Source organism: Amycolatopsis sp. NPDC051071 (assembly GCF_040682875.1).
Taxonomy (GTDB): Bacteria; Actinomycetota; Actinomycetes; order Mycobacteriales; family Pseudonocardiaceae; genus Amycolatopsis.
Genome location: NZ_JBFBBY010000011.1, coordinates 78,915 through 103,785, shown reverse-complemented (window position 1 = coordinate 103,785; position 24,871 = coordinate 78,915). Strand labels below are relative to the sequence as shown.

The 24,871-nt window shown below is 68.9% G+C and carries 21 protein-coding genes; 11 read left to right on the top strand and 10 right to left on the bottom strand.

Annotated features, from left to right (window positions below; all coding sequences use genetic code 11):
- Nucleotides 1–213: 213 nt before the first annotated feature.
- Nucleotides 214–1,044, bottom strand: coding sequence for a formate dehydrogenase accessory sulfurtransferase FdhD (fdhD, locus tag AB0M65_RS06305; protein WP_364022272.1), 831 nt, complete (start codon nt 1,042–1,044; stop codon nt 214–216).
- A gap of 101 nt (nt 1,045–1,145) precedes the next feature.
- Between fdhD and AB0M65_RS06300 the strand changes: the two genes are divergently transcribed.
- From AB0M65_RS06300 to AB0M65_RS06285, 4 genes are read left to right on the top strand one after another with little or no spacing between them, the layout of a single operon-like run.
- A complete protein-coding gene (locus tag AB0M65_RS06300; protein WP_364022270.1) occupies nt 1,146–2,507 on the top strand; it encodes an OFA family MFS transporter in 1,362 nt (453 codons plus the stop codon).
- Nucleotides 2,504–2,632 carry a hypothetical protein gene (locus AB0M65_RS06295; RefSeq protein WP_364022268.1) on the top strand — a complete coding sequence of 43 codons (129 nt, stop codon included), beginning with the start codon at nt 2,504–2,506 and terminating at the stop codon, nt 2,630–2,632. The genes AB0M65_RS06300 and AB0M65_RS06295 overlap by 4 nt, the downstream gene beginning before the upstream one ends.
- 20 nt (nt 2,633–2,652) lie before the next feature.
- Complete coding sequence (locus AB0M65_RS06290; RefSeq protein WP_364022265.1) at nt 2,653–3,411, top strand: SDR family oxidoreductase; 759 nt, start codon at nt 2,653–2,655, stop codon at nt 3,409–3,411.
- 48 nt (nt 3,412–3,459) lie between these two features.
- Nucleotides 3,460–4,866 (top strand): LCP family protein, encoded by a 1,407-nt coding sequence (locus tag AB0M65_RS06285; protein WP_364022287.1) that lies wholly within the window; start codon nt 3,460–3,462, stop codon nt 4,864–4,866.
- Nucleotides 4,867–4,870: 4 nt separating this feature from the next.
- Here the strand turns inward: AB0M65_RS06285 and AB0M65_RS06280 are convergent, their stop codons facing one another.
- The 5 genes from AB0M65_RS06280 to AB0M65_RS06260 all read right to left on the bottom strand — a co-directional run bounded on the left by AB0M65_RS06280 (nt 4,871) and on the right by AB0M65_RS06260 (nt 9,316).
- Entirely contained in the window at nt 4,871–5,149 is a 279-nt protein-coding gene (locus AB0M65_RS06280; protein WP_364022262.1) for a hypothetical protein, read from the bottom strand.
- Between the two features lie 10 nt (nt 5,150–5,159).
- On the bottom strand, nt 5,160–5,534 hold the full coding sequence (locus AB0M65_RS06275; RefSeq protein WP_364022259.1) for a hypothetical protein: 375 nt from the start codon (nt 5,532–5,534) through the stop codon (nt 5,160–5,162).
- Between the two features lie 165 nt (nt 5,535–5,699).
- The gene (locus AB0M65_RS06270; protein WP_364022256.1) at nt 5,700–8,006 is read right to left on the bottom strand and encodes an FdhF/YdeP family oxidoreductase; all 2,307 of its coding nucleotides are present in this window, start codon (nt 8,004–8,006) and stop codon (nt 5,700–5,702) included.
- Nucleotides 8,007–8,059: 53 nt separating this feature from the next.
- Nucleotides 8,060–8,386, bottom strand: a complete 327-nt coding sequence (locus tag AB0M65_RS06265; RefSeq protein ID WP_364022254.1) for a hypothetical protein — start codon at nt 8,384–8,386, stop codon at nt 8,060–8,062.
- A gap of 39 nt (nt 8,387–8,425) precedes the next feature.
- Nucleotides 8,426–9,316: a hypothetical protein gene (locus AB0M65_RS06260; protein ID WP_364022251.1), complete on the bottom strand. Its 891-nt coding sequence runs from the start codon at nt 9,314–9,316 to the stop codon at nt 8,426–8,428.
- A gap of 107 nt (nt 9,317–9,423) precedes the next feature.
- Between AB0M65_RS06260 and AB0M65_RS06255 the strand changes: the two genes are divergently transcribed.
- Complete coding sequence (locus AB0M65_RS06255; protein ID WP_364022248.1) at nt 9,424–12,057, top strand: valine--tRNA ligase; 2,634 nt, start codon at nt 9,424–9,426, stop codon at nt 12,055–12,057.
- Between the two features lie 62 nt (nt 12,058–12,119).
- On the opposite strand, the gene AB0M65_RS06250 is transcribed toward AB0M65_RS06255, so the two are convergent.
- Both AB0M65_RS06250 and AB0M65_RS06245 read right to left on the bottom strand, forming a co-directional pair.
- Nucleotides 12,120–12,995, bottom strand: a complete 876-nt coding sequence (locus AB0M65_RS06250; protein WP_364022245.1) for an SGNH/GDSL hydrolase family protein — start codon at nt 12,993–12,995, stop codon at nt 12,120–12,122.
- Nucleotides 12,996–13,102: 107 nt separating this feature from the next.
- Nucleotides 13,103–13,732 (bottom strand): class I SAM-dependent methyltransferase, encoded by a 630-nt coding sequence (locus AB0M65_RS06245; RefSeq protein ID WP_364022242.1) that lies wholly within the window; start codon nt 13,730–13,732, stop codon nt 13,103–13,105.
- 73 nt (nt 13,733–13,805) lie between these two features.
- On the opposite strand from AB0M65_RS06245, the gene AB0M65_RS06240 reads away from it, so the two are divergent.
- Together AB0M65_RS06240 and AB0M65_RS06235 are read left to right on the top strand one after the other, a co-directional pair.
- Nucleotides 13,806–15,482 carry a folylpolyglutamate synthase/dihydrofolate synthase family protein gene (locus AB0M65_RS06240; RefSeq protein ID WP_364022239.1) on the top strand — a complete coding sequence of 559 codons (1,677 nt, stop codon included), beginning with the start codon at nt 13,806–13,808 and terminating at the stop codon, nt 15,480–15,482.
- Nucleotides 15,479–15,874 carry a DUF4233 domain-containing protein gene (locus tag AB0M65_RS06235; RefSeq protein ID WP_364022236.1) on the top strand — a complete coding sequence of 132 codons (396 nt, stop codon included), beginning with the start codon at nt 15,479–15,481 and terminating at the stop codon, nt 15,872–15,874. Before AB0M65_RS06240 ends, AB0M65_RS06235 begins: the two co-directional genes overlap by 4 nt.
- A 12-nt stretch (nt 15,875–15,886) precedes the next feature.
- On the opposite strand, the gene AB0M65_RS06230 is transcribed toward AB0M65_RS06235, so the two are convergent.
- Nucleotides 15,887–17,494 carry a hypothetical protein gene (locus tag AB0M65_RS06230; protein ID WP_364022233.1) on the bottom strand — a complete coding sequence of 536 codons (1,608 nt, stop codon included), beginning with the start codon at nt 17,492–17,494 and terminating at the stop codon, nt 15,887–15,889.
- Nucleotides 17,495–17,634: 140 nt separating this feature from the next.
- Between AB0M65_RS06230 and AB0M65_RS06225 the strand changes: the two genes are divergently transcribed.
- From AB0M65_RS06225 to AB0M65_RS06210, 4 genes are all read left to right on the top strand, one after another.
- Nucleotides 17,635–19,197, top strand: a complete 1,563-nt coding sequence (locus AB0M65_RS06225) for an alkaline phosphatase D family protein (protein ID WP_364022230.1) — start codon at nt 17,635–17,637, stop codon at nt 19,195–19,197.
- 143 nt (nt 19,198–19,340) lie between these two features.
- Nucleotides 19,341–19,751: a nucleoside-diphosphate kinase gene (ndk, locus tag AB0M65_RS06220; protein WP_020629465.1), complete on the top strand. Its 411-nt coding sequence runs from the start codon at nt 19,341–19,343 to the stop codon at nt 19,749–19,751.
- Nucleotides 19,752–19,806: 55 nt separating this feature from the next.
- Nucleotides 19,807–20,547, top strand: a complete 741-nt coding sequence (locus AB0M65_RS06215) for a maleylpyruvate isomerase family mycothiol-dependent enzyme (RefSeq protein ID WP_364022227.1) — start codon at nt 19,807–19,809, stop codon at nt 20,545–20,547.
- A gap of 128 nt (nt 20,548–20,675) precedes the next feature.
- Complete coding sequence (locus tag AB0M65_RS06210; protein WP_364022284.1) at nt 20,676–24,020, top strand: phosphodiester glycosidase family protein; 3,345 nt, start codon at nt 20,676–20,678, stop codon at nt 24,018–24,020.
- Nucleotides 24,021–24,083: 63 nt separating this feature from the next.
- Here the strand turns inward: AB0M65_RS06210 and AB0M65_RS06205 are convergent, their stop codons facing one another.
- Nucleotides 24,084–24,680, bottom strand: a complete 597-nt coding sequence (locus AB0M65_RS06205; protein ID WP_364022224.1) for a nitroreductase family protein — start codon at nt 24,678–24,680, stop codon at nt 24,084–24,086.
- Nucleotides 24,681–24,871 lie beyond the last annotated feature (191 nt).

Sequence of the window (24,871 nt, the reverse complement as noted above, 5' to 3'; positions counted from 1 at the left end):
CCTTCCCTCGGCTGAGCCGCGTGAAGGGGTCCTTCACGCGCCGCCGTGGTGACTGGTGGTGCTGCGGGGGCTCATGATGGCCTTCCGGGCCGGGCGAGGGGAATCTTGAGGGACTCTAGGTCCCTCAAGGACCGGTCGCTACCCGGCTCACCCGCCGCAGGTACCTAAAACACCCTTCGCTAGAACGACCCAAATCACTCACGACCGTCTCGCCTAACTGAGGTCGCTCACGCGGTGGTCGCCGCTGTAGAGGTTCATGCTGTCGCCCCGCAGGAAGCCGATGAGCGTCATGCCGTTCTCCTCGGCCAGTTCCGCCGCCAGCGACGACGGCGCGGAAACCGCCGCCAGCAGGCCGATCCCGGCCATGGCGGCCTTCTGCACCAGCTCGAACGAGGCGCGGCCGGACACCAGCAGCCCGGCGTCCAGCGCGGGGATCCGGCCCGCCTGCAACGCCCAGCCGAGGACCTTGTCGACGGCGTTGTGCCTGCCGACGTCCTCGCGGACGACGGCGAGGTTCCCGTCGCCGTCGAACAGGGCGGCCGCGTGCAGCCCGCCGGTGCTGGAGAAGACCTTCTGGTGTGCTCGCAGCGTGTCCGGGAGTTTCGCCAGTACGTCGGTGGTCACCGCGAATTCGGACTTCGCCGGGGAAAACCGGCTGCGGAGCTTGACCGCGTCGAGGGCGGCCTTGCCGCAGACGCCGCAGGAGGACGTGGTGTAGAAGTTCCGCTCGACGCCGGTCTCCGGCGGAGCGACGCCCTCGGCCAGCGCGATGTCCAGCACGTTGTAGGTGTTGCGTCCCTGGTCGTCGACGCCGTCGCAGTACCGGGCGACCGCGACGTCCTCGCGTGAGCCGAGTACGCCTTCGGTGAGCAGGAAGCCGTGTGCCAGTTCGACGTCGTGGCCGGGGGTCCGCATGGTGACCGCGAGCGCCTTGCCGCCGACACGGAGTTCCAGCGGTTCTTCGGCGGCCAGCACGTCGGGCCGCCGCACGTCCCGGTTCGCGGAGATCTTCCGCACCGGGCGGCGCACCGTCACCCTGCCCACTTGTCCACCTTCCCGCCCGCTCGTTCGACACTCGAATACTGCAACACCGGGGATTAAGTAATACATTCCCCATGCCCACCCCCAGAGTACGGAGGCGTCGGATGGCCATCGGCTTCCTGGACCGTTCCCGCATTGTCGCCCCACCTGGCTGGAGCCGCTGGCTCGTGCCGCCCGCCGCGCTGGCCGTCCACCTGTCGATCGGGCAGGCGTACGCGTGGAGTGTCTTCAAACCCCCGCTGGAGAAGACCCTCGGCCTCACCGGCACGGAGAGCGCTCTCCCGTTCCAGCTCGGCATCGTGATGCTCGGGCTCTCGGCGGCGTTCGGCGGGACGCTGGTCGAGCGCAACGGCCCACGCTGGGCGATGTTCGTCTCGATGGTCTGTTTCAGCTCGGGTTTCCTGCTCTCCGCGCTCGGCGTGGCGACGTCGCAGTACTGGCTCGTCGTGCTCGGCTGGGGTGGGATCGGCGGTATCGGGCTCGGTATCGGCTACATCTCGCCGGTGTCGACGCTGATCAAATGGTTCCCGGACCGGCCGGGAATGGCCACCGGCATCGCGATCATGGGCTTCGGCGGCGGCGCGCTGATCGCGTCACCGTGGTCGTCGCAGATGCTGGGCTCGGCGCCGTGGACGCTCGGCACGGTCGCGACGGCGTTCCTCGTCCACGGCCTGGTCTACGCGGTGTTCATGAGCCTCGGCATCCTGCTGATCCGGGTCCCGGCCGGCGACTGGAAGCCGAAGGGCTGGGAACCGAAGGCCGACCACGGCAACGCGATGATCACCACCGCGAACGTGTCGGCGCGCAACGCCATCAAGACACCGCAGTTCTGGTGCCTGTGGGTGGTCCTGTGCTTCAATGTGACGGCGGGTATCGGCATCCTGGAGAAGGCGTCGCCGATGATCGCCGACTTCTTCCGCGAGACCTCGACGCCGGTCGGTACCGCCGCCGCGGCCGGGTTCGTCGCGCTGCTTTCGCTGACCAACATGCTGGGCCGGTTCGTCTGGTCGTCCACTTCGGACCTGGTGGGGCGCAAGAACATCTACCGGCTCTACCTCGGGGCAGGCGCGGCGCTGTACCTGGTGATCGCACTGACCACCAACGCCTCCAAACTCGTGTTCGTCCTCTGCGCCATGCTGATCCTGTCCTTCTACGGCGGCGGGTTCGCGACGATCCCGGCGTACCTGAAGGACCTCTTCGGCACCTACCAGGTGGGCGCGATCCACGGCAGGCTGCTGACGGCCTGGTCGATGGCCGGTGTGCTCGGCCCGCTCATCGTCAACGCCATCGCCGACTCGCAGACGTCGGCGGGCAAGGTCGGCCCCGACCTCTACACGACGTCGTTGTTCATCATGATCGGCCTGCTCGTCATCGGCTTCGTCGCCAACGAACTCGTGCGGCCGGTCAACCCGAAGTTCCACGAGCCGGCGTCGTCCGGCGAGCCCGCGAGGAGTGAGACCCGATGAGCGAACCGGTCACCGAGCGCCGCCGCACCGGGCTGATGGTGCTGGCCTGGCTGTGGGTCGCAATCCCGTTCGCCTACGGCGTCTATGAACTGTTCCGGAAGGTGGTCCAGCTCTTCGGCGGCTGACCCCGCGTAAGGTTCGGCGCGTGGGTGTACTGGTGACCGGGGCATCGCGGGGAATCGGCCGTGCGATCGCCCGGGCTTTCGCGGAAAAAGGCGACCGTGTCGCCGTCCACTACGTCGCCAGCCAGGAGGAGGCCGAGCGGACGTTCGGCGACCTTCCGGGTTCCGGCCATGGGCTGGTCCAGGGCGATCTCTCGGATCCCGAGGTGGCGCGACGGATCGCCGACGAGGCCGAGGCGCTGGTCGGCGGGGTCGACGTCCTGGTGAACAACGCCGCCGTCGCCCCGACCGCGGCGACGGCCCATCCCGTCGCCGAAGTCTCCTACGAGGACTGGCAGCGCGCGTGGCGGCGGATGATCGACGTCAACGTGCTCGGCACGGCGAACGTGACCTACTGCGTGACGCGGCACATGATCGGCCGCGGCGTGCCCGGCCGCGTCGTCAACATCGGCTCGCGGGGCGCGTTCAAGGGTGAGCCCGAGTCCCCCGCCTACGGTGCGAGCAAGGCCGCGGTGCACTCGCTGGGGCAGTCGCTCGCCGTGGCCCTCGCCCCGCACGGGATCGCGGTGACCTCGATCGCGCCCGGGTTCACCGCCACGGACCGGGTCGCCGTCAAACTCGAAGGCGCGAGCGGCGAGGTCCTGCGTGGGCAGAGCCCGTTCGGCCGGGTCGGCACGCCGGAGGAGGTCGCGGCGGCGGTGCTCTACCTCGCCTCCGCCGAAGCGGCGTGGGCGGCAGGCGCGATCCTCGATCTGAACGGGGCCTCGCATCTGCGGATGTGAACTGGATCACGGATGCAGCAATGAGGGCCTTCCGTGCGTCCTAGGATCGTGCACAAGCTGGGTAAGGTCCTCGTCGCCGTTCTCGCGGTGGGTGTTTTCGCCGGGACCGCGTATGGGTACTCGACGGTGAGTTCGCTGGACGGCATCACCCGCGAGGACGTGATCGAGTCCCCGGAGCCCGGTGAACAACCCGCCGACGGTTCGCTGGACATCCTGCTGGTCGGCCGCGATTCACGGACCGACGAGCACGGCAACCCGCTGTCCGCGGAGATGCTGCGTGAGCTGCGCGTTGGCGCGAACGGCGACGACCTGACCGACACGCTCATCGTGCTCCGCATCCCCAACGGCCAGAAAGCCGTGAAGGCCTTCTCGATCCCGCGCGACTCCTGGGTCTCGGAGCCGGGAACGAAGGACAAGACCAAGATCAACGGGATCTTCGGGCACGCTAAGTTCGCTTCGGCGAGTGCGCAGCGAGAGGCGGGCAAGACCGACAAGGCCGAGATCGACAAGGTGGCGATCACGGCCGCGCGGAAGGCGACCTTGAAGGCGGTCGAGGATCTCACCGCCGTCAAGATCGATCACTTCGCCGAGGTCAACCTGCAGAGCTTCTACGACATCAGCAAGGCCGTCGGCGGGGTCGAGGTGTGCTTGAAGCGGGACACCAAGGACATCAAGTCCGGTGCGAACTTCAAGGCGGGGAAGCAGACGATCCAGGGCGCCGACGCGCTGGCCTTCGTCCGCCAGCGGGAGGATCTGCCCCGCAGCGACCTCGACCGCGTGCGCCGTCAGCAGGTGTTCCTCGCCGGGCTGGCGAAGCAGGTGCTCTCCGCCGGGACGCTCGCCAATCCGGCCCGCGTCTCCGAACTGATCGACGCGGTGAAGCGTTCGGTCGTGCTCGACGGCTCGTGGGATCTGCTCGATTTCGTCCGGCAGATGCAGGGCGTCAGCGGCGGCGGCATCGCCTTCGACACGATCCCGGTGGTCAACCCCGATTACCGCTACAACCCCAGGCAGCCGACCGCGACCGCCGTGCAGGTGGACCCCGCCCAGGTGCGTGCTTTCGCCGCGTCGCTGATCGGTGCCCAGCCCGCCACTCCGCAGGCGCCCGCGGGACCCACGGTCGACGTCCTCAACGCCAGCGGCAAGGACGGGCTCGCCGCTCGCGTGTCGGACCTGTTGGGGGAGAAGGGGTTCGGCAAGGGCGAGACGAAGAACGCCGACGCCGTGCGACGGCTCTCCACGGTCCGGTTCAGCGACGCCGCCGAACGCGGTGCCGAGGTCGCGAAGCTCCTGGGCGGGTTGACCGCCCAGCGGGACGGCGCCGTTCCGGCCGGCCATATCGAGGTCGTCCTCGGTCAGGTCTACAAAGGACCGGGTTCGTCCTCAAGTGGCGGGGGATCGGCAGGCCAGGGTGACCAGCCGATCACTTCCGACGACACCGGGTGCATCAACTGAGCGGTCAGTGAATCGGCGGGATCTTCTCGTTCTTGGCGACCGGAAGGCCGAGCTGGACCGGTTCGGTGAGGACGACCTCTTCGGCGGGAAGGCTCGCCAGCACCGGGTTGAGGTGGGTCAGTTTCAGCGTGACCGGGCCGACGACACTCGGGCTCGTGGTGACGTCGCTCTTCGCCAGATCCAGCCACTGGACGGTGGTGAGCACCTCCCGCGGGATCTCGTCACCGCGTTTGGAGACCGGGACGCACAACTGGCGCGTGGGGCCGACCTTGACGTGCCCCAACCGCGAAACCTCAAGGTGTGAACGGTCCGTTCATGACTTGCTCCGGGCTCTCCGGCCTCACCGGGCCGCTGAGGCGTGACTGTGTGGATCTTGGCTCGTCCAACGCGCCGAAATCCACACAGTCAGTGGTGCGATCGGGCAGGCCTGAGCGAGCGCGCTTCAGCGGGAAGTTCGCCGCGCCGCCGTCGATCCGATAGCAGGACAGGTCCACCCAGCGGACGTAGTCAAGGATCCCGCGCGGCGGGAGGACGCCGTTCTTCGCGACCGGGACGCAGAGCTGCGTGCGTTCTCCCAGCCGGGTCGTCTCCGGCGGCAGTTCCGCGAGGACCGTGAACGGGTGGTCCCCGCAGGGTCCTCGCGGATCGGTTCCGCCTGAAACCGCCAAGCGGGCAGCCTAAGGTGCGGCCGGCGTGCCCGCACCGGTCAGCTCGCCGACGCGGTCCGCCTTCAGGCACGCGAGATACGCCTTTAAGCACGCGTGATCCCCCTTCAGGCACGCGAGATCCCCCTTCAGGCACGCCCGGGGGCAAGTCCCCAGGACACTGGCGGCTCAGCCGAGCGGCTCCAGCCGGACCACGATCGCCTTCGACACCGGGGTGTTCGACTTGTCCGCCACCGAATCCAGCGGCACCAGCGTGTTCGCCTCGGGGAAGTACGCCGCCGCGCAGCCCCGCGCCGTCGGATACGAGACCACCCGGAAGCTCGGTGCCCGGCGGTCACCGTCCCGCCATTCGGAGACGAGGTCGACCATCGCGCCGTCGGCCAGCCCCAGCGACCCCAGGTCGTCGGGGTTGACCAGCACCACGCGCCGGGCGTCCTCGATGCCGCGGTAGCGGTCGGAAAGGCCGTAGATCGTGGTGTTGTACTGGTCGTGGCTGCGCATCGTCTGCAACAGCAGCCTGCCTTCGGGTACCGCGGGGTACTCGAGTTCGGAGACGGTGAAGTTCGCCTTCCCGTTGGCGGTCCCGTTGAACTGCCGGGAATCGCGCGGTGCGTTCGGGAGGACGAACCCGTCGGGCTCGCGGACGCGGGCGTTGTAGTCGTGGCAGCCAGGGACGACTCGGGCGATCCGGTCGCGGACGAGGTCGTAGTCACCCTCGAACTCCCGCCACGGCACGGCATGCCCGGTGCCCAGCAGTGCTTCGGCGAGGCGGCAGACGATCGCGACCTCCGAAAGCAGCTGGTCGCTCGCCGGGTGCAGCCTGCCGCGCGAGGTGTGCACCTGCGACATCGAATCCTCGACGGTGACGAACTGCTCGCCACCGGCCTGGGTGTCGCGTTCGGTGCGGCCCAGCGTGGGCAGGATGAGCGCGGTCTTGCCGGGCACGACGTGCGAGCGGTTGAGCTTCGTCGACACATGCGCGGTGAGCGAGCACGACTTCAGCGCCCGCTCGGTCAGGACGGTGTCCGGAGTGGCGGAGGCGAAGTTGCCGCCGACCGCGAAGAAGACCTTGCCCTTGCCGTCACGCATCGCGCGGATCGCGGCGACGGTGTCGTAACCGTGCGCGCGCGGGACCTTGATGCCGAATTCGTCGTCGAGGCTGTCCATAAAGGACTCCGGCATCTTCTCCCAGATGCCCATCGTCCGGTCGCCCTGCACGTTGGAATGTCCGCGCACCGGGCACAGCCCCGCGCCGGGCTCGCCGATCATGCCGCGTATCAGCGCCAGGTTCGCGATCTCGGAGATCGTCTGCACCGCGTGTTTGTGCTGGGTGAGGCCCATCGCCCAGCAGTAGATGGTCCGCTCCGACGTCGCGATCATCCGCGCCAGCCGCTCGATCTGCTCACGCGGCAGCCCGGTCGCGGCGGCGACCTCGGCCCAGTCGATCGCCTGAAGGTGCTTCACGTAGTCGTCGAAGCCTTCGGTGGTGGACTCGACGAACGCGCGGTCGACGATCGTGCCCGGCGTCTCCTGCTCCCACCGCACCAAGAGGTGTCCGATCGCCTGGAACAGCGCGAGGTCGCCACCGAGCCGGATCTGCGCGAACTCGTCCGCCAGCGGGGTGCCCTTGCCGATCACGCCACGGACGTTCTGCGGGTTCTTGAACCGCATCAAGCCGGCTTCGGGCAGCGGGTTGACCGCGACGATCTTCGCGCCGTTGCCCTTGGCCTCTTCCAGCGCGGACAGCATGCGCGGATGGTTCGTACCCGGGTTCTGGCCAACGACCACGATCAGATCGGCCTTGTGAATGTCGGCGAGCGTCACCGACCCCTTGCCGATGCCGGTGGTGGCCGCGAGCGCGGCGCCGGAGGACTCGTGGCACATATTCGAACAGTCCGGCAGGTTGTTGGTGCCGTAGGAGCGCACGAGCAGCTGGTAAAGGAACGCGGCCTCGTTGCTGGTGCGGCCGGAGGTGTAGAAGATCGCCTCGTTCGGGTCCTGGAGCGCGCGGAGTTCGTCCGCGACCAGGGAGAACGCGTCATCCCAGGAGATCGGCTCGTAATGCGACGCGCCTTCGCGCAGCACGAACGGCTCGGTGATGCGGCCCTGCTGACCCAGCCAGAAGTCGGTCTTGCCTGCCAGCTCCTCGATCGAGTGCTCGGCGAAGAACTCGCGGCCGACCTTGCGTTTGGTCGCCTCCTCGGCGACGGCCTTCGCGCCGTTCTCGCAGAACTCGGCGAGCTTGCGGTGCTCGCCGTCGACCTCGCGCGGCTCCGGCCACGCGCACCCGGGACAGTCGAAGCCGTCGCGCTGGTTCAGCAGCCGCAGCGTCTTCACCGTACGCGCGGCGCCCATCTGCTCCATGCCGCGCATCAGGGACACGGCGACCCCGGGGATCCCGGCCGCCCAGCTCTTCGGTTTCCCGACCTCGAGCTGGGTCTCGTCAACGTCGTTCGCGGGTGCTTCGCGGGTCATGTCCCCATCGTGCGCCTTGCCGCTCCCGCGCGCGACCGAGGGGTACGCCCGCCCTAGGCGTCGGTGACGATCCGGCCGATCTGCGTCTCGTCGAAGGGGAACCACGGTGTCTCGTTGACGCCGCGCTCCTGCAGCTGGTTCACCGTCACCGCGACCACGATGAGCACGACCAGTCCGACGATCGCGGCGATCCCCGGCCACCGGCTCGACCCCGGCTCGCGGTACCCGCCACCGGACGCGCCCGCCGCACGCCGCTGCTTGCGCCGCTTCTTCTTGAGTTCCTTCTTCGCGCCCAGCCAGGCGTCGAGTTCGGCGTGCTTCTGCCAGTTCGGGTCGACCAGATCCGGATGGGTCTCGATACGGCGGTCTTCTTCGTCCATCTCGGTCCTCTTCCCCAAGGTTCGGCCGAGAGCGGCCGGCTACGCGCAGTTGCCGGTCGACGGCAGGGGTTTCGTCGGGTCGTAAGTGTCGGCTTCGTCGACCGCGGGCGCGCCGTCGACGACATTGCTCTTGTCAGCGTACTGGGGAGCGAGGATGCCGACCTTGAACGCGTCGCAAGCCATATGCGAGCTGTAGCCGGAGCCTTCACCGAAACTCAGCCCGGCGTCGGCCTTCTCGAACGGCGGTGCCTTGCGGATCACGTAGTCCTGCTCGTCCCGGATGATCGGGACGATGTCCATCGGGGACCGTGCTTCGCCCGGATGGGCGTCGAAGGCGTACGCGGTCGCGTAGCTCGCGTGGATGATCAGTTCGCCCTTTTCGCGGGTCTTCGCGGTGAGGGAGCCGATCATCCTGGGCCTCACCTGCAGGAGCCGGCTCGGGCCGATGAGGGTCAGATATCTGCCCTTCTCGGCCGTGAGTTTGCTGGTGAGCCGCGCTTCGAGCCGAACCCGTTCGTTCGGCGCCAGCAGGGCCAGGAGCTCTGAACCGTCCTTGTCCTGCAGCGCCCGGCTGCTCAGACGAGCGGCCGAGATGGCCTCCGTCACCGTCCGGTACGCCGCGTCGGCTTCTTTCGCCGTGAATCTGCCGAGGGCCTGTCCCGCGGGCACGGTGATCCCGGCGAGTCCTTCGGCCCAAGCCGCGGCCGGGGTGCCGTCGAACGGCCGGTTCAAGTCGACCCCGCCGGACACCGGGACGGCTTTCGGCGGCTGCGCGAAGCCGGGTACGTCGTTGACTCCGCGCTCTTGGACCTGGTTCACCACCACGGCGGCGGCCACGAGTGCGATCAGCGACAGGAACGCGACGAGCCCGCCCCTGCCGCCACCGGACGCGGGGAATCCGCCGGATGTCTCCAGCCGTCGGTCTTCCACGTGCCTGCTCTCTCCCCAGTGCGTTACGACAACCCACATCGGCTGGGAACGACGAGCGTTACGGCCGGTGAGGAACGCGCTTGGGGAGGTTCGTAGACTTGTCAACTGTGACCGAGAACGCCCAGCCGCAGCAGACCGACCTACCGGGTGCCTGGAACCCGGCCGACGAAGAAGCCTCGCTCTACCAGCGTTGGGTAGACGCCGGGTACTTCACGGCCGACCCCACGTCGGACAAGCCGCCGTTCACGGTAGTCATCCCGCCGCCGAACGTGACCGGTTCCCTGCACATCGGGCACGCCTTCGAGCACACCCTCATCGACGCCATCACCCGCTACCACCGCATGCTCGGCGACGAGACGCTGTACCTGCCGGGTATGGACCACGCGAGCATCGCGGTCCACGCACTGGTCGAGAAGCAGCTCCGCGCCGAAGGCACCAGCCGCCGCGAGCTTGGCCGCGAGGCCTTCGTCGAGCGCGTCTGGCAGTGGAAGAACGAGCACGGCGGCAAGATCCTCGCCCAGATGAAGCGCCTCGGTGAGGGCGTCGACTGGACCCGCGAGCGGTTCACCATGGACGACGGGCTGTCCAAGGCCGTCAACACGATCTTCAAGAAGCTCTTCGACGACGGCCTGATCTACCGCGCCGAGCGGCTGGTCAACTGGTCGCCGGAGCTGCGGTCGGTGCTGTCCGACGCCGAGGTGAAGCACGAAGAGGTCGAGGGCGAACTCGTCTCCATGCGCTACGGCGACGGGGATGACGCGATCGTCGTGGCCACCACCCGGATGGAGACGATGCTCGGCGACACCGCCGTCGCGGTCCACCCGGACGACGAGCGCTACACGCACCTCGTCGGCACCGAGGTCGAGCTGCCGCTGACCGGGCGCAGGATCCCGATCGTCGCGGACAAGCACGTCGACCCGGAGTTCGGCACCGGCGCGGTCAAGGTGACCCCCGCGCACGACCCGAACGACTTCGAGATCGGCCAGCGCCACGACCTGCCGATGATCACGATCATGGACGAGCAGGGCCGCATCGACGGCACCGGCACCGAGTTCGACGGCATGGACCGCTTCGAGGCCCGTGTCGCGGTGCGGGAGAAGCTGCGCGAGCAGGGGCGCATCGTCGCCGAGAAGCGTCCCTACCTGCACAGTGTCGGGCACTCGGAGCGCTCGAAGGAGCCGATCGAGCCGCGCCTTTCACTGCAGTGGTTCGTCAAGGTCGGCCCGCTCGCGAAGGCCGCGGGCGACGCGGTGCGCGACGGCCGGGTGAACGTCCATCCGCCGGAGATGGAGAAGCGCTACTTCGACTGGGTCGACAACCTGCACGACTGGTGCATCTCGCGCCAGCTGTGGTGGGGCCACCGCATCCCGGTCTGGTACGGCCCGGACGACGAGGTCGTCTGCGTCGGACCGGACGAGGAGCCGCCGTCGGGCGAGGGCTGGACCCAGGACCCGGACGTCCTCGACACCTGGTTCTCCTCGGGCCTGTGGCCGTTCTCCACCCTCGGCTGGCCGGAGAAGACGCCGGACCTCAACAAGTTCTATCCGACGTCGGTGCTGGTCACCGGCTACGACATCCTGTTCTTCTGGGTCGTGCGGATGATGATGTTCGGCCTCTACGCCACCGGCGAGGCGCCGTTCAAGACCATCGCACTGCACGGCATGGTCCGCGACCAGTACGGCAAGAAGATGTCGAAGACCGCGGGCAACGGCGTCGACCCCATCGAATGGATGGATCGCTACGGCACCGACGCCTTGCGCTTCACCCTCACCCGCGGCGCCAACCCGGGCACCGACGTGCCGATCGGCGAGGAATGGGTCGCGGGTTCGCGGAACTTCACCACGAAGCTCTGGAACGCCACCAAGTTCGCCATGATGAACGGCGCGGACGCGAACGCCCCGCTCCCCCCGGCCGCCGAACTCACCGAGGCCGACCGCTGGATCCTCGGCAGGCTCGGCAGCGTCGTCGGCGAGGTCACCGGTTACCTGGCGGACTACCAGTTCGCCAAGGCCACGGACACGCTCTACCAGTTCACCTGGACCGAGCTGTGCGACTGGTACCTGGAGCTGTCGAAGGTCCAGGTCTTCCAGGGTGACGAAGCCCGGGTGACGGCGACGCGCGCGGTGCTGGGGCACGTGTTCGACACCGTGCTGAAGCTGCTGCACCCGTTCATCCCGTTCATCACCGAGAAGCTGTGGACGGCGCTGACCGGCCGCGAGTCGCTGGTCGTCGCCCCGTGGCCGGTGGCGGACGGCTCCTACACCGACGCGGTGGCCGACAAGCGGATCGCGGACGTCCAGAAGCTGGTCACCGAAGTCCGCCGGTTCCGCGCCGACCAGGGCCTCAAGCCCAGCCAGAAGGTGGCCGCGCGGCTGAGCGGCGACGGCTTCGCCGAAATCACCGGGCACGACGAGCCGATCCGCTCACTGGTCCGGCTCACCCGGCCGGAGGACGGCTTCGCACCGAGCGCGTCGATCGAGGTCGGGCTCTCGGCAGGCGTCGTCACCGTCGAACTGGACCTGTCCGGCACGATCGACGTCGCCGCGGAGCGCAAGCGCCTGCGGAAGGACCTCGGCGCGGCGGAGAAGGAACTGGCGCAGGCCGAAGCCAAACTCGGCAACCAGGCCTTCATCGACAAGGCGCCGGAGCAGGTGATCGGGAAGATCAAGACCCGCAAGGAGACCGCGGTCGCCGACATCGAGCGCATCAACGCGCGGTTGGCGACGCTGCCCGCCTCCTGACCGATGTCAGGAAAGGGTCTTTCAGGACAAAAAGTGTCCTGAAAGACCCTTTCCTGACACGCTCAGCGGAGGTGGCGAAGGATCACCCCGGCCACGCCCGCCATCCCGGTCCGGTAGGGGTGGTACGCCGCCGCGGCGAGCAGTTTCGTGTGCTGCCCGTTGATCCACGCGGCACCCTTCGGCGCGCAGGCGTCATGCCCGGCCGACGGGCCGAAAGTGTCCACGAACAAGGAATCGCCGTCGGCGCCGACAGCCTTCTCGATCGCCGAGTTCAGCGCCTTCTCGACGGTGTTGAGCCACGCGTAGTCGCCCTCGGCGAACGGCAGAATCTTCGGGCAGTAACCGGATTCCGGCGCGATCCGCGGATAGCCGATGACGAGCACGTCGGCCCGCGGTGAGCGGGCGTGGATCCCGGCGAGCACCTGTTCGACGTTCTTACCGGTCTGGGCGACCTTCGCCTTGATCATGTCGACGCCCTCGACGGTGAACCTGTCCTGGCAGGGATGTCCGGTCGGATCGCTCGCCCGAAGCGACGGGCAGGTGCCGACGAGCGTGCCGAAGACGCCGTAGTCGTTGCCGCCGATACCGACGGTGACCAGGTCGGTGTTCGCGCGCAAGGCGCTCAACTGCGGCGGGTTGCCGCCGAGGAACACGTTCTGCGGCCGCGTCATGTTGGTGGTGTCCGCGCCACCGCAGCTGATGTCGGTGTAGGACCGGATCCGCAGCGCCGACGCGAGGATCGCCGGGTAGTTCTGCGTCGATTTGCCGCAGAAGAGTGGATCGAGCCGGGGGAGCGGGATGAGCGGGCCGGAGGTGTAGGAATCACCCAGAGCGACGTAGTTCCGGTAGGACCGCTCGGCGGCGGTGGCCGCCGTGGTGGAGGCGATCAGCAGGACGATGGTCGAGACGGCCGCGAAGAGGACACGTCTGAAGCGCATGAGGACCCCGATCTCCGAGCTGGCTGGCCTCTCAAAAATGAACCGGATCCAGCCTGGTCGGCGCCGCCGATCGGGTGGTCGGCCGCCATCTTCACCCGCTTGGGCTGTCACATCGGGTGGTCGTCTTCCGGCTTCCGGTAAACGAGGAGGTAGCGGTAGAAGAGCAGGTTCCGGATCCTGCTCCCCGGCAGCAGGCGGGCCGCGTCGCGCCGGATGCGGTTCATCGGCGGGAAGGTCTCCGAGACCGGCGCCGACGGCAGCGGATCGATCCCGCCGTTCAGCCGCTCTCCCGCGTACACGATCGCCCTGGCCAGTGCGTTGACCGGCGAGGCGACGGCGGTGCGCGCCCAGTCGGCCGGCGTGCTGGGCCTGCCGAGCCCCAGTACGGCCAGGACGCCGCCCGGGACCAGCGCGTCCCGCAGCTTCGTGACCGTGTCGAACGGAACATGGTGCAGCGAGGCGAGGCACGAGATGAAGTCGTACGCCTCCTCCGGCAGCTTCTCGGTGACGACGTCGGCCTGCCGGTGGGAAATCGTCCCTGGTCCGGGTGATCCGGCGGCGCGGGCGAGGTCGATGATCGGACCGGACCGGTCGATCGCCTCGACGTGCATCCCGGTCGCCGCGAGCCGCCGGGCGAACCGCCCGCCGCCGCAGCCGACGTCCAGCGCGACGCCCGGGCCGGGCGGCAGCTGGTCGAGCAGCAGCGGGTGGTAGTGGTCGTTGTGGTTGAACCCCATGCGTCGAGAGTGCCAGGAAAAGCCGCACGTAGACTCGATGGCGACAGGGAGCAAGGCTTCAAAAGGAGAATTCGTGCCGCGTGGTGAAGGCCGGGATTCCGAAGAATTCGCGGAATCCCCGGACCTGGCAGATCTGGACAGTTTCGCCGGCGTCGACGAATTGGGGGCACGTGCCCACGATCCGTCCGACGACACCGACCCGGATCTGGACGCACCCGACGCCGCGTACCAGGCCGGCGGCGGTTCCCGTGCCGGTATCGGCGGGGTCGGGCAGCTGGGGGACAACCTCGCGCACGGCCCGGTGCCGGACCTCCACGTCCCCGAGGACGTGGAACTGCACGAGCTGGACGACCAGGGCGACGAGCTGACCCCGGCCGACCCGGACGGGCAGCAGGCGCGCCGTGAACTGCTCGCCGTCGAGGCCGAGCTGAACTTGCGCTGGCCCGAGACGAAGATCGAGCCGTCCCTGACCCGGATCGCGGCGCTGGTCAACCTCATGGGTGAGCCGCACCGCGGCTATCCGGTGCTGCACGTGGCGGGCACCAACGGCAAGGGCTCGACCGTCCGGATGATCGACGCGCTGCTGACCCGGATGGGCCTGCGCGTCGGCCGGTACACGAGTCCTCATCTGCAGCTGGTCACCGAGCGGATCGCGCTCGACGGCGCCCCGATCTCGGCCGCCGCGTACGTCGATCTGTACCGCGACGTCGCGCCGTACGTGACCATGGTGGACAACGCGGGTGGACCCGACGCGGTGCCGATGAGCAAATTCGAGGTGCTCACCGGGATGGCGTTCGCGGCCTTCGCCGACGCACCCGTCGAGGCCGCGGTCGTCGAGACCGGCCTCGGTGGCTCCTGGGACGCCACCAACGTCGCGGACGGTGACGTCGCCGTCATCACGCCGATCGGCGTCGACCACGTCGAGTACTTCGGCGGCGATCCGGCCAAGGCCGCGGTGGAGAAGTCCGGGATCATCAAACCCGGCAGCGTCGCCGTCATCGCCGAGCAGGACCCCGAGGTGCAGAAGATCCTGCTGGACCGCGCTGTCGAGGTCGACGCCAGCGTCGCCCGCGCGGGCAGCGAGTTCGGCGTGCTGGAGCGCGAGATCGCCGTCGGCGGGCAGATGCTGAAGCTGCAGGGCCTCGGCGGTGTCTACGACCAGATCTTCCTGCCCCTGCACGGCGCGCACCAGGCGGCCAACGCCGCGCTCGCGCTGGCCGCGGTCGAAGCGTTCTTCGGTGCGGGCAAGGACAAGCAACTGGTCATCGAGGCCGTTCGCGAGGCCTTCGCCGAGGTCGAGACCCCCGGCAGGCTGGAGCGCGTCCGCGCCGCGCCGACCGTGCTGCTCGACGCCGCGCACAACCCGCACGGCGCCAAGGCACTCGCCACCACCGTCGCCGAGGAGTTCGCCTTCCGCCGCCTCGTCGCCGTGGCAGGCGTGATGGCGGACAAGGACGCTCGCGGCATCCTGGACGCCCTCGAACCGGTCGTCTCCGAGATCGTCGTCACCAAGAACTCGTCGCCGCGTGCGATGCCGCTCGACGAACTCAACGAGATCGCCATCTCGATCTTCGGCGAGGACCGTGTCTTCGCCGAACCGAGTCTGGACTCCGCGATCGAAACCGCCATCGGCCTCGTCGAGCAGAGTGACGATCCCGAAGAGCCCCTCGCGGGCGGGGGAGTGCTGGTCACCGGCTCGGTGGTGACGGTGGGCGAGGCCAGGACCATGTTCGGTAAGGAGCCGGCGTGACCGACGAGACCCCGAAGCCGCCCGCGAAGGACCCGATGAAGTCCTTCCGCGGTGTGATGGCAGGCTCGCTGATCATGGAGGGCATCACCGTCGCGCTCGCGCTGCCGGTGGTGGCCAAACTCGGCGGGGGCGTCGGCTCGGTCGCCGGCTGGTCGGTGATCGTGATCGCGATCGCCCTCATCGTGTTGTGCGGTTTCCTGAAGAAGCCCTGGGCGGTGCCCACGGTGCTAGCGCTGCAGGTCGCGCTGATGGCGTTCGTCGTGGCGCTGCCCGCGGTGGCGATCCTCGGGGTCGTCTTCGCCGGGTTCTGGCTGTGGCTGCTGTGGCTGCGGCGCGACGTCGCCCGGCGGATGGCCGCCGGGACCCTGCCGAGCCAGCAGCAGGCTCAGTAAGACAACCAACCCTCAGCCGGTCAGCCGCTCCGCCTCCGCGTGGCTGATCGAGAGGTGGCGGCCGAGGTAGGAGACCAGTGTCTGGTCCGACGGCACCCAACCGCCGGGCCGGACGAACTTCTCCTCGACGGCGTCCCTGGTCCGCATCACCAGTTCCGCGTTGGCGAGGTCGAAGGCGGCCGACTGTGCCGGGAAGATCGCGGCGTACTGGATCTCGTCTTTTCGGTAGGCGACGCCCCGCTTGAGGTGCGCGGACCAGAACCTGCGGCCGACCATGCCGTGCTCGTCCACTTCGGCGACATACCACGTCGGCTCTTTGTGCAGCCGCGTGAAGAAGTCGGATGGCTCCCAGCCGAGGTCACGGGCGGACTCCTCGGCGGTCGCGGTCAGCCGCACCAACGCGACAGGTCCCCGCTCGCGGCAGCGGAACTCGAAGTAGCGGGGTTCGGCGGCATCGAGCCGTCCGGTGACGCGGCCCAGGTCGGCCTGGCTGATCGCCAGCGTGTGCTCGTCCCGCGGGCTCGCCGCCGGTAGCCACTCGCCTGGCCGCAGGAACATCTCCTGGCGCCCCGGCACGTCCGTCGTACGGCGGACCACCGAGTACGCGTTGTTCACGTCCGTCGTGGCCATGGTGCTCTGGAAAACCGCGAAGTACTGGTGCCCGCCGACAGGGGCAGCGCGTCGCTTCGCGTCCCTGACGTGGAGGCGGGCCGCGAGACGTTCCGACTCCATTGAGGACAGTGGCAGGACCACTTCATGCTCGGGTCCCGGCTCCTGGACGATCGCGTACGCCGAGTCGGGATCGAGCACGTCGGCCGGGTGATGGAACACCGCGTAGCCGTCTGGCGCCTTCCGGCCGGCGTTCCGCCCCCGGACCAGCTCCGCCATGATCCGCACGGCGGAGTCGAAGTCGGTTTCCTGGACACTCGACGCCGACACCTTGTCCAGCACCTCCGTCGGCCGGAACTGCCCGTCACCGATGAACTCTCGCGGCTGCGTCCGCGACTGTGGGTCCTTCGCCGTCACAACCACGGCGTACGGCGTGCCATCGGCGAAGAAGACGACATGATGGCGCCACAGTGCCGCCCAGTTCGCGTCGACTTGCTGCTTGAGGAACTGTGCCCCGGCCTCGCTGATCGCGATGTACTCCTCGGTCCAGTCCCGGCCACTGCCGAGCCGGTAGAGCTTGTCGGTGTACTCCCACAGGTTGTGCCCGGCGTACTTCTCCTCGCGGTTGGGCTGCGGCCGCCGGATCAGCAGGTAGGCCTTGCTGAGGTCGACCACGTCCTCGGAGTTCTTGAAGACCGCGTAGTACCTGTAGTCGGCCAGCTCCGACTCGTGCGTGGCCGCGCTGATCTCGCGCACCATCTGGACCAGGAAACCGTTCGCGTATCCGACTTCGGCTTCGCGGGCCGTCCACCGTGGTTCGTCAGGCACGCGGTGCAGAAGGTCGGATGGTTCCCACCGCAGGTTGTGGGTGAAGGCTTCCTCGGTGGTACCGGTCAGCCTGACCACGGCGTGCGGGAGTCGTTCTCCCTCAACGAGAATCACGACGTAGCGGATGTTCGGATCCTCGTCGCCGGCGTAGTAGTCGCGCAGGCCCCAATCAGAACGACTCATGCGATCGCCCCCAAGCTGATCTTTTCACAAAGTCTACTTCAACCGGGGTTCTCACCTTGCCGAGCACACCCGCGCGTGAGTTCACCACCGCGCAAACCGCCGTTGGCCCGTCGGCCGTGGCGGCGGGATAGAACCGCGCCATGACCGCAACCCACCACAACCGCCGCACGCTGCTCAAAGCCGGTCTCACCGGCGCCGGGGCCGTCGCGGGCGGACTGCTCCTCCCCGGAACCGCGACCGCGAGCCCGAACTCGAATCCGCTGCTCCGCCGCGACCGCCCGGTGCTCACCCACGGCGTCCAGTCCGGCGACGTCACCACCGGTTCCGGCATCGTCTGGTCGCGCGCCGACCGGCCATCACGGCTGATCGTGGAGGTCGCCAGTGATCCGTCGTTCCGCCACGCGCGCCGCGTGCGCGGTCCGGTGATGAGCCCGGAAACCGGCGGCACCGGCAAGGTCCGGATCGCCGGTCTCCTGCCGGGCACCGAGATCCACTACCGCGTGACCGCCGAAGCCCTCGACGGCCGGACGTGCAGCGAGGCCGTCACCGGCCGGTTCGCCACCGCGCCGTACGGGCGCTCCGACGTCCGCCTGGTGTGGTCCGGTGATGTCGCGGGGCAGAACTGGGGGATCAACCCGGAACGCGGCGGTATGACGATCTACCGCGCGATGGCCGACCGCCGTCCGGACCTGTTCCTGCACTGCGGCGACACGGTGTACGCCGACGCGCCGCTCACCGAGACCGTCGCGCTGCCCGGCGGGCGCGTGTGGCGCAACATCGTCACCCCGGAGAAGGCGAAGGTCGCCGAGACGCTCGATGAGTACCGCGGCCAGTTCGCCTACAACCTCCTCGACGACAACCTCAAGCGCTTCACCGCGAACGTGCCGTCGTACGTGCAGTGGGACGACCACGAAGTCGTGAACAACTGGTACCCGGGTGAGATCCTCAACGACCGCCCCGAATACACCGAGAAGCGCGTCGACGTCCTTGCCGCCCGTGCCTTCCAGGCGTTCCACGAATGGCATCCAATCGACCGGCGCCAGGCCGTCGACGGCCGCGTCTACCGCAACTTCCGCCACGGTTCGCGCGCCGAGGTCTTCGTCCTGGACATGCGGACCTACAAGGACCCCAACACCGCCGACCAGACCAAACCGGGCCGGATCCTCGGTGACCGGCAGGCGCGCTGGCTCGTCGACGCGCTCGACCGCAGCACGGCCACCTGGAAGATCATCCAGGCGGACCTCCCGATCGGCCTGACCGTCCCGGACGGCAAGGCCATCGAGGGCGTCGCGAACGGCCTGCCCGGCGCGCCCGGCGGCCGCGAGACCGAACTCGCCTGGGTACTGCGGGAGATCTCGCGGCGCCGGGTACGCAACGTCGTCTGGCTGACCGCCGACGTGCACTACACCGCGGCACACCACTATTCGCCGGATCGCGCGTCCTTCACCGACTTCGACCCGTTCTGGGAGTTCGTGTCCGGTCCGCTCAACGCCGGCGCGTTCGGGCCGAACACGCTCGACCCGACGTTCGGGCCGGAAGCCGTGTTCGTGCACGCTCCGCCCGTCGCGAACACCTCGCCCGCGGACGGGTTCCAGCACTTCGGAGAGGTGAACATCGACGGCCGGAGCGGTGCGCTCACGGTCGATCTGCGTGACGCTACCGGTGCTTCGCTGTGGTCGAAGACCCTTCAGCCTCAACGCTGAGCAGCCGCCGACGCTCGGCGAGTGGGGTGAGGAGCACCTCGAGCACATCGAGGCCATTCCCTGGTCCGACGTGAAGTGAGCCACTAAGCACCCAGTAGGCTCCGGGCGAATAGCACAAAACCCACCCAAGGAGAAATACCGTCGTGACTGAACGCACGCTGGTCCTCGTCAAGCCCGATGGCGTCGCGCGCGGCCTCGTCGGCGAGGTCATCTCGCGCATCGAGCGCAAGGGCCTGAAGCTCGTCGCCCTCGAACTGCGCACCGTCGAGCGCTCGGTCGCCGAGGAGCACTACGCCGAGCACAAGGAGCGCCCGTTCTTCGGTGACCTCCTCGAGTTCATCACCTCGGGCCCGCTGGTCGCGCTCGCCGTCGAGGGCCCCCGCGCCATCGCCGCCTTCCGCCAGCTCGCCGGCGGCACCGACCCGGTCGAGAAGGCCACCCCTGGCACCCTGCGCGGCGACTTCGCACTGGAGACCCAGTACAACCTGGTGCACGGCTCGGACTCCCCGGAGTCGGCCGAGCGCGAGCTCAAGCTCTGGTTCCCCGAGGTCTGACACACTCGTGGCTGGCGCGGGCACCCCGCGCCATCCACGGACCTGGGGGTTGTCGATGACACCGGACGAGTACCTGGCACGACTACGGGAACTCACCACCGGTTTCGCGCGGGTGGCAAGCGCCGGGGACCCCGCCGCGCCCGTGCCGTGCTGTGGTGACTGGCGCCTGCGTGACCTCGTCGTCCATCTCGGCAACGTCCACCGCTGGGCGACGGACATCGTGCGCACCGGCGACCTCGCGTCTCAGGACTTCTCCGTGGCACCCGGCGACGATCTCGCCGCCTGGTACCGCGAAGGCGCGGAGGGCCTCATCGAGGCACTTCGCGATGCCTCTCCGGTCGACGGCGCCTGGAACTTCACCGCCGCCGCCAAGAACAAAGCCTTCTGGTTTCGCCGCCAGGTCCACGAGACCGCGGTGCACCTGATCGACGCGCATCGCGCGGCCGGAACCGAGTACACCCTCGATCCGGCTCTCGCCGCCGACGGCGCGGACGAGGTCCTCCTCAGCATGCTGCCGAAGGTGAAGCGCTGGCACACCCCGCCCGCGGTCACCGTTCCGTTGCTGCTGAAGACATCCGACACCGGACACGCTTGGCTGATCACGCCCCCGGCAGAGGACGTCCCAGGTTCGCGACAGGCCGATCCCGCCGAAGCCGCGGAAGCCGTCGTCGAAGGACCGGCGGAAGGGCTGGACTTGCTGCTGTGGCAACGAGTCGGCCTCGCCGAATCGGGTATCGAGATCACCGGTGACGTCACGGCGGCCGAGACGTTCCTCGCCGGGCCTTTCACGCCCTGATCTTCGGCGCCCTACGCCGTTCGGTTCACGTTCACCTCGGGGTCTTCTCCTGGCGGTCCGCGTCCGCTGTGCTGAGCTGAGCCGCCTGTCACTCGATCGTGGGGTATTCCGTGAGAAGATCACGCCTGTTGCCGCTCGCTGCCCTGCTGCCCGGACTTCTGGTCGCCGCACCGGTGCACGCCGATCCGCTGACCGCTCCGCTCGGTCCGGCGCCCGTCGAAGCCGCACCCGCGGCCTCCTCGGCGAAGGAGGGCCCGTCCGCGTACGCCGTGGCGGCGCCCGACGACGGTCTCGTCATCACCAGCGCGACTTCGCGTGTGGCGCCGGGCCTGAACCTCACCGAGTTCGACCGCTACGACCCGGCGGGCTGGATCCGCGGCGACACCCTCGCCGTCGACCTCACCAGCAAGACCCTCAAGCCGGCTTACCTCAGCCCTGGCACGGTTTCCGCGCGGACGCCGCTTTCGCAGCAGGTCGCCAGGACCGGCGCGGTCGCCGGGGTCAACGGCGACTTCTTCGACATCAACGCCACCGGCGCCCCGATCGGCGTCGGCGTCGACGCCGGGAAACTCCAGACGGCGCCCGCGCGCGGTCACAACCTCACCGCGTCGATCACCGAAGAGGGCAAGGCGCGGCTCGCGAAGGTGTTCCTCGAAGCGTCGGTCACCCTGCCCGGCGGCAAGGTCGTTCCCGCGTCGAACTTCAACAGCCCGGTGCTGGGTGCGAACGCGATCGGCGTCTACACGCCGCTGTGGGGTGCGGCGTCGCGGCGGACCTCGGTCGCGGGTGCGCGGCGCGTCGTCGAGATCGAGCTCCGGGACGGCGTCGTCACGCAGGTGCGGCCGGAGCCCGCGGACGGCCCGATCGCAGCCGACGGCACGGTTCTCCTCGCGCGCGAAGGTGGCGCGGACACGTTGTCGGGCTTGAAGACCGGAGACCGGGTCGGTGTCGCCTACGCGCCGAAGAGCGACGCGGGCAAACTGTCGGTCTCGATCGGCGGGAACATCGTCCTGCTGCGCGATGGCGCGATCCAGCCGGTCGACAACGTCGCCATGCACCCCCGGACCGCGGTCGGTTTCTCCGCCGACGGCACGAAGATGTGGCTGGCCACGGTCGACGGCCGCCAGGCCGACAGCCGGGGGATGACGGAACTGGAACTCGCCCGCCACCTGAAGTCGCTCGGCGCGGACGACGCCATCAACCTCGACGGCGGCGGCTCCTCGACCATGCTCGCCCGTGAAGAGGGCGAGAAGGCTCCGCTGGTGCGCAACTCACCGTCGGACGGCGGGGAACGCTTGGTGCCCAACGGGATCGGCGTCACCACGGTGCCCGGCAGCGGCCGCTTGACCGGGTTCTCACCGCGTCCCGTGCAGGACACCGCCGACGCGACACGGGTGCTTTCCGGACTGACACGGAAACTCACCGCCGGTGCGCACGACGAGACCGGTGCCGCCGTCACGGCTTCCGCGCGGTGGCTCAGCACGAATCCTTTTCGCGGCACGGTGACCAACGGCGTCTTCACCGCGCACGCCGACCGGTTCTCCCCGGACGCGCCCGCGAACGTCGACGTCTACGCGAAGCGGGGTGGCGTCCTTGGCAAGGCGACACTGAACGTCCTCGGCTCGCCGGTCCGGCTGGGCACCAGCACCGAACAGGTCGCGCTGTCCGGCGAAGGCGCGAAGAGCACGTTCAAGGTGTTCGGCTACGACGCCGACGGCTACGGCACGTGGATCGAGCCCGACGACGTCAAACTCGACTACGACCCCGCGGTGGTGCGGATCGAGCCGTCCGGTGACGGCTTCGCGGTCACCGCGCAGAAGGCGTCGGGTGCTTCGGCGATCACCGCCAGTGCCGCCGGGAAGTCGACGCATCTGGCGGTGTCCGTCGGCACGGAATCCCGCGTCGCCGCCGCACTGGACGGCCCGGCGGGCTGGAACGCGAGTGTCTTCCCCGCCGTCGTCGGCGCCGCGCTTTCCGGGGCACCCGGCCGGGAAGGCGGCCGCGGTCTCGCGCTGGACTACCGGCTGAACGGGACCAACGCCACACGCGCGGCCTACGTCAACTCGGCGGCGCCGATCACGCTCCCGCCGGGAACCCAGCGTGTCGGCCTGTGGGTCAACGGCGACGCGAAGGGCGCTTGGCTGCGGGCCGAACTCCGCGACGCCGCCAACGTTCCGTCCATTGTGGACTTGTCGCTGAGTGTCGACTGGACCGGTTGGCGCTACCTTCGCGCGGCGATCCCGGCGGGCTTGCCCGAGGGGCAGCGGCTGACGAAGTTCTACGCCGTCGAGAACGTCCCCGATCAGCAGTACGAAGGACGTCTGGTCTTCGACGATCTCACCTTCGAGGTCGCGCCCGCGGCGAGTGTCCCGGCCGATCCGGCGCCGCGCGATCCGGCACTGATCACCGACGGTGCCGCGACCGGCGGACTGCGGATCGCCGTGGTCAGCGACGCGCAGTTCACCGCCGACGACCCCACCGGCCCGCTGGTCGCCCAGGCACGGCGGGCACTGCGCGAGGCGGTGGCGGCGAAACCGGATCTCGTGCTGATCAACGGCGACTTCGTCGACCGCGGCACGGCCGCCGATTTCGTACTGGCGAAGTCGGTCATCGACGAGGAACTGGTCGGCAAGGCACCCTGGTACTACGTCCCCGGCAACCACGAAGCCGACGGCGGGCACGGTCTCGCCGAGTTCCAGGCGGCGTTCGGGGAGACCCACCGCGTCGTCGACGTCGCCGGGATCCGGCTGGTGCTGATGGATTCCTCGCGTGGTTCGCTGCGTGCGGGTGGCTTCGACCAGATCCGGATGCTGCGTGAGGCACTGGACGGCGCGAAGGCCGACCGGGGGATCCGCGGCGTGGTCGTCGCGATGCACCATCCGGTCAAGGATCCGAGCCCCACTGGGAACTCGCAACTGGCCGACCGCAAGGAAGCCTCGATGCTGACCGGCTGGCTGACCGCGTTCGAACGGGAGTCGGGGAAGCAGACGGCCGCGATCGCCTCACACGCGGGCGTGTTCACCCTGTCGCGGGTGGACGGCGTGCCGTACCTGGTGAATGGCAACTCCGGGAAGTCGCCGGCGGCGGCTCCCGGTGACGGCGGTTTCGTCGGCTGGACGATGGTCCGGTTCGAGCCGGGGGACAAGGCGCAGCCGGTGCGGTTCGAGACGCGGCCGAACGTCGACACGCTGGCGGTTACCGGGCCTTCCTCACTGGCGCGGGGCGAGAAGGCCGACATCCGTGCGGTGGTGACGCAGGGAGCGCGTCAGGTGCCGGTGTCGTATCCGGTCAGCGCGGACTGGAAGGGCGGCTGGGGCACACACGTCGCCGACGGATTCCTGCCCGCGATGCCTTGGGACGTCGCGTCTTTCGATCCGGCGACCGGGGTGCTGACCGCGTTGCGGCCCGGGGTGGCGCGGCTCTCGGTCACCGTCAACGGGGTGACGAAGAGCCTCTCGATCACCGTCCGCTGATGCGATGAAGTCCCCTTCACCGCATGCGGTCCAGCATTACAGGCAACACACCCCCCGCGCGCCCTACCCCTCGCCTCGCCAGCGCCCGTGGTGCACGACGTCCTCAAGCGGGCGACGGCGGCTCTTCAGCTTCGCGCGGAGCTGGGCGTCCGGTTGGGCGGCGGGGGTGCCGATGGCGATGGCGCCGATGGGCTCGTGGTCCTCGGGCACGCCGTACGCCTTTCGGAAGGGCGCGACCGCTTCGGGGGCGATGCCGAAGTAGATGGCGCCCAGGTCCTGGTCGACCGCGGTCTGCAGGATCAGCATCGCGGCCATCCCGGTGTCGATATGCCAGAACGGTACCGGCCAGCGGGTCTCGTCGCGGTCGGTCCAGCCCTTGTCCTCCTGGGCATAGCGATCCAGGTAGACCCGTTTCGAGGACATCGGGACGATGACCACCGGCGCGGTTCGCACGGTTTCGCTGACCCAAGCGCCGCCGATCTCCCAGAACCGTGGCAAATCGTCACCGGTGAGCACGAGGAACGCCATCCCCTGGGAGAAACCCGCGGACGGGGCGCGGGTCGCGTTGTCGAGGATGCGACTCAGTACCTCGTCGGGAACGGGGGTGGGGTGGAATTCGCGGATCATCTTGCGGCGGCGCACGACTTCTTGGAATTCCACGGCACTCCTCGTTCGGCGGGTTTCGGGGCCCGATCATGGCCGCTGGGCCGAGAGGCTGTCCACCGGATAGTGCCGCGTGGGTTACCCATCCGAGATCGGAATCTCCTTGTCGCGCGGTGCTTTTCGAGAGCGACTGGCGGCATTGTCGCCGCCGAAGGCCGGTAGCCGCGTCCGCGGCAGGACAGAGGGCT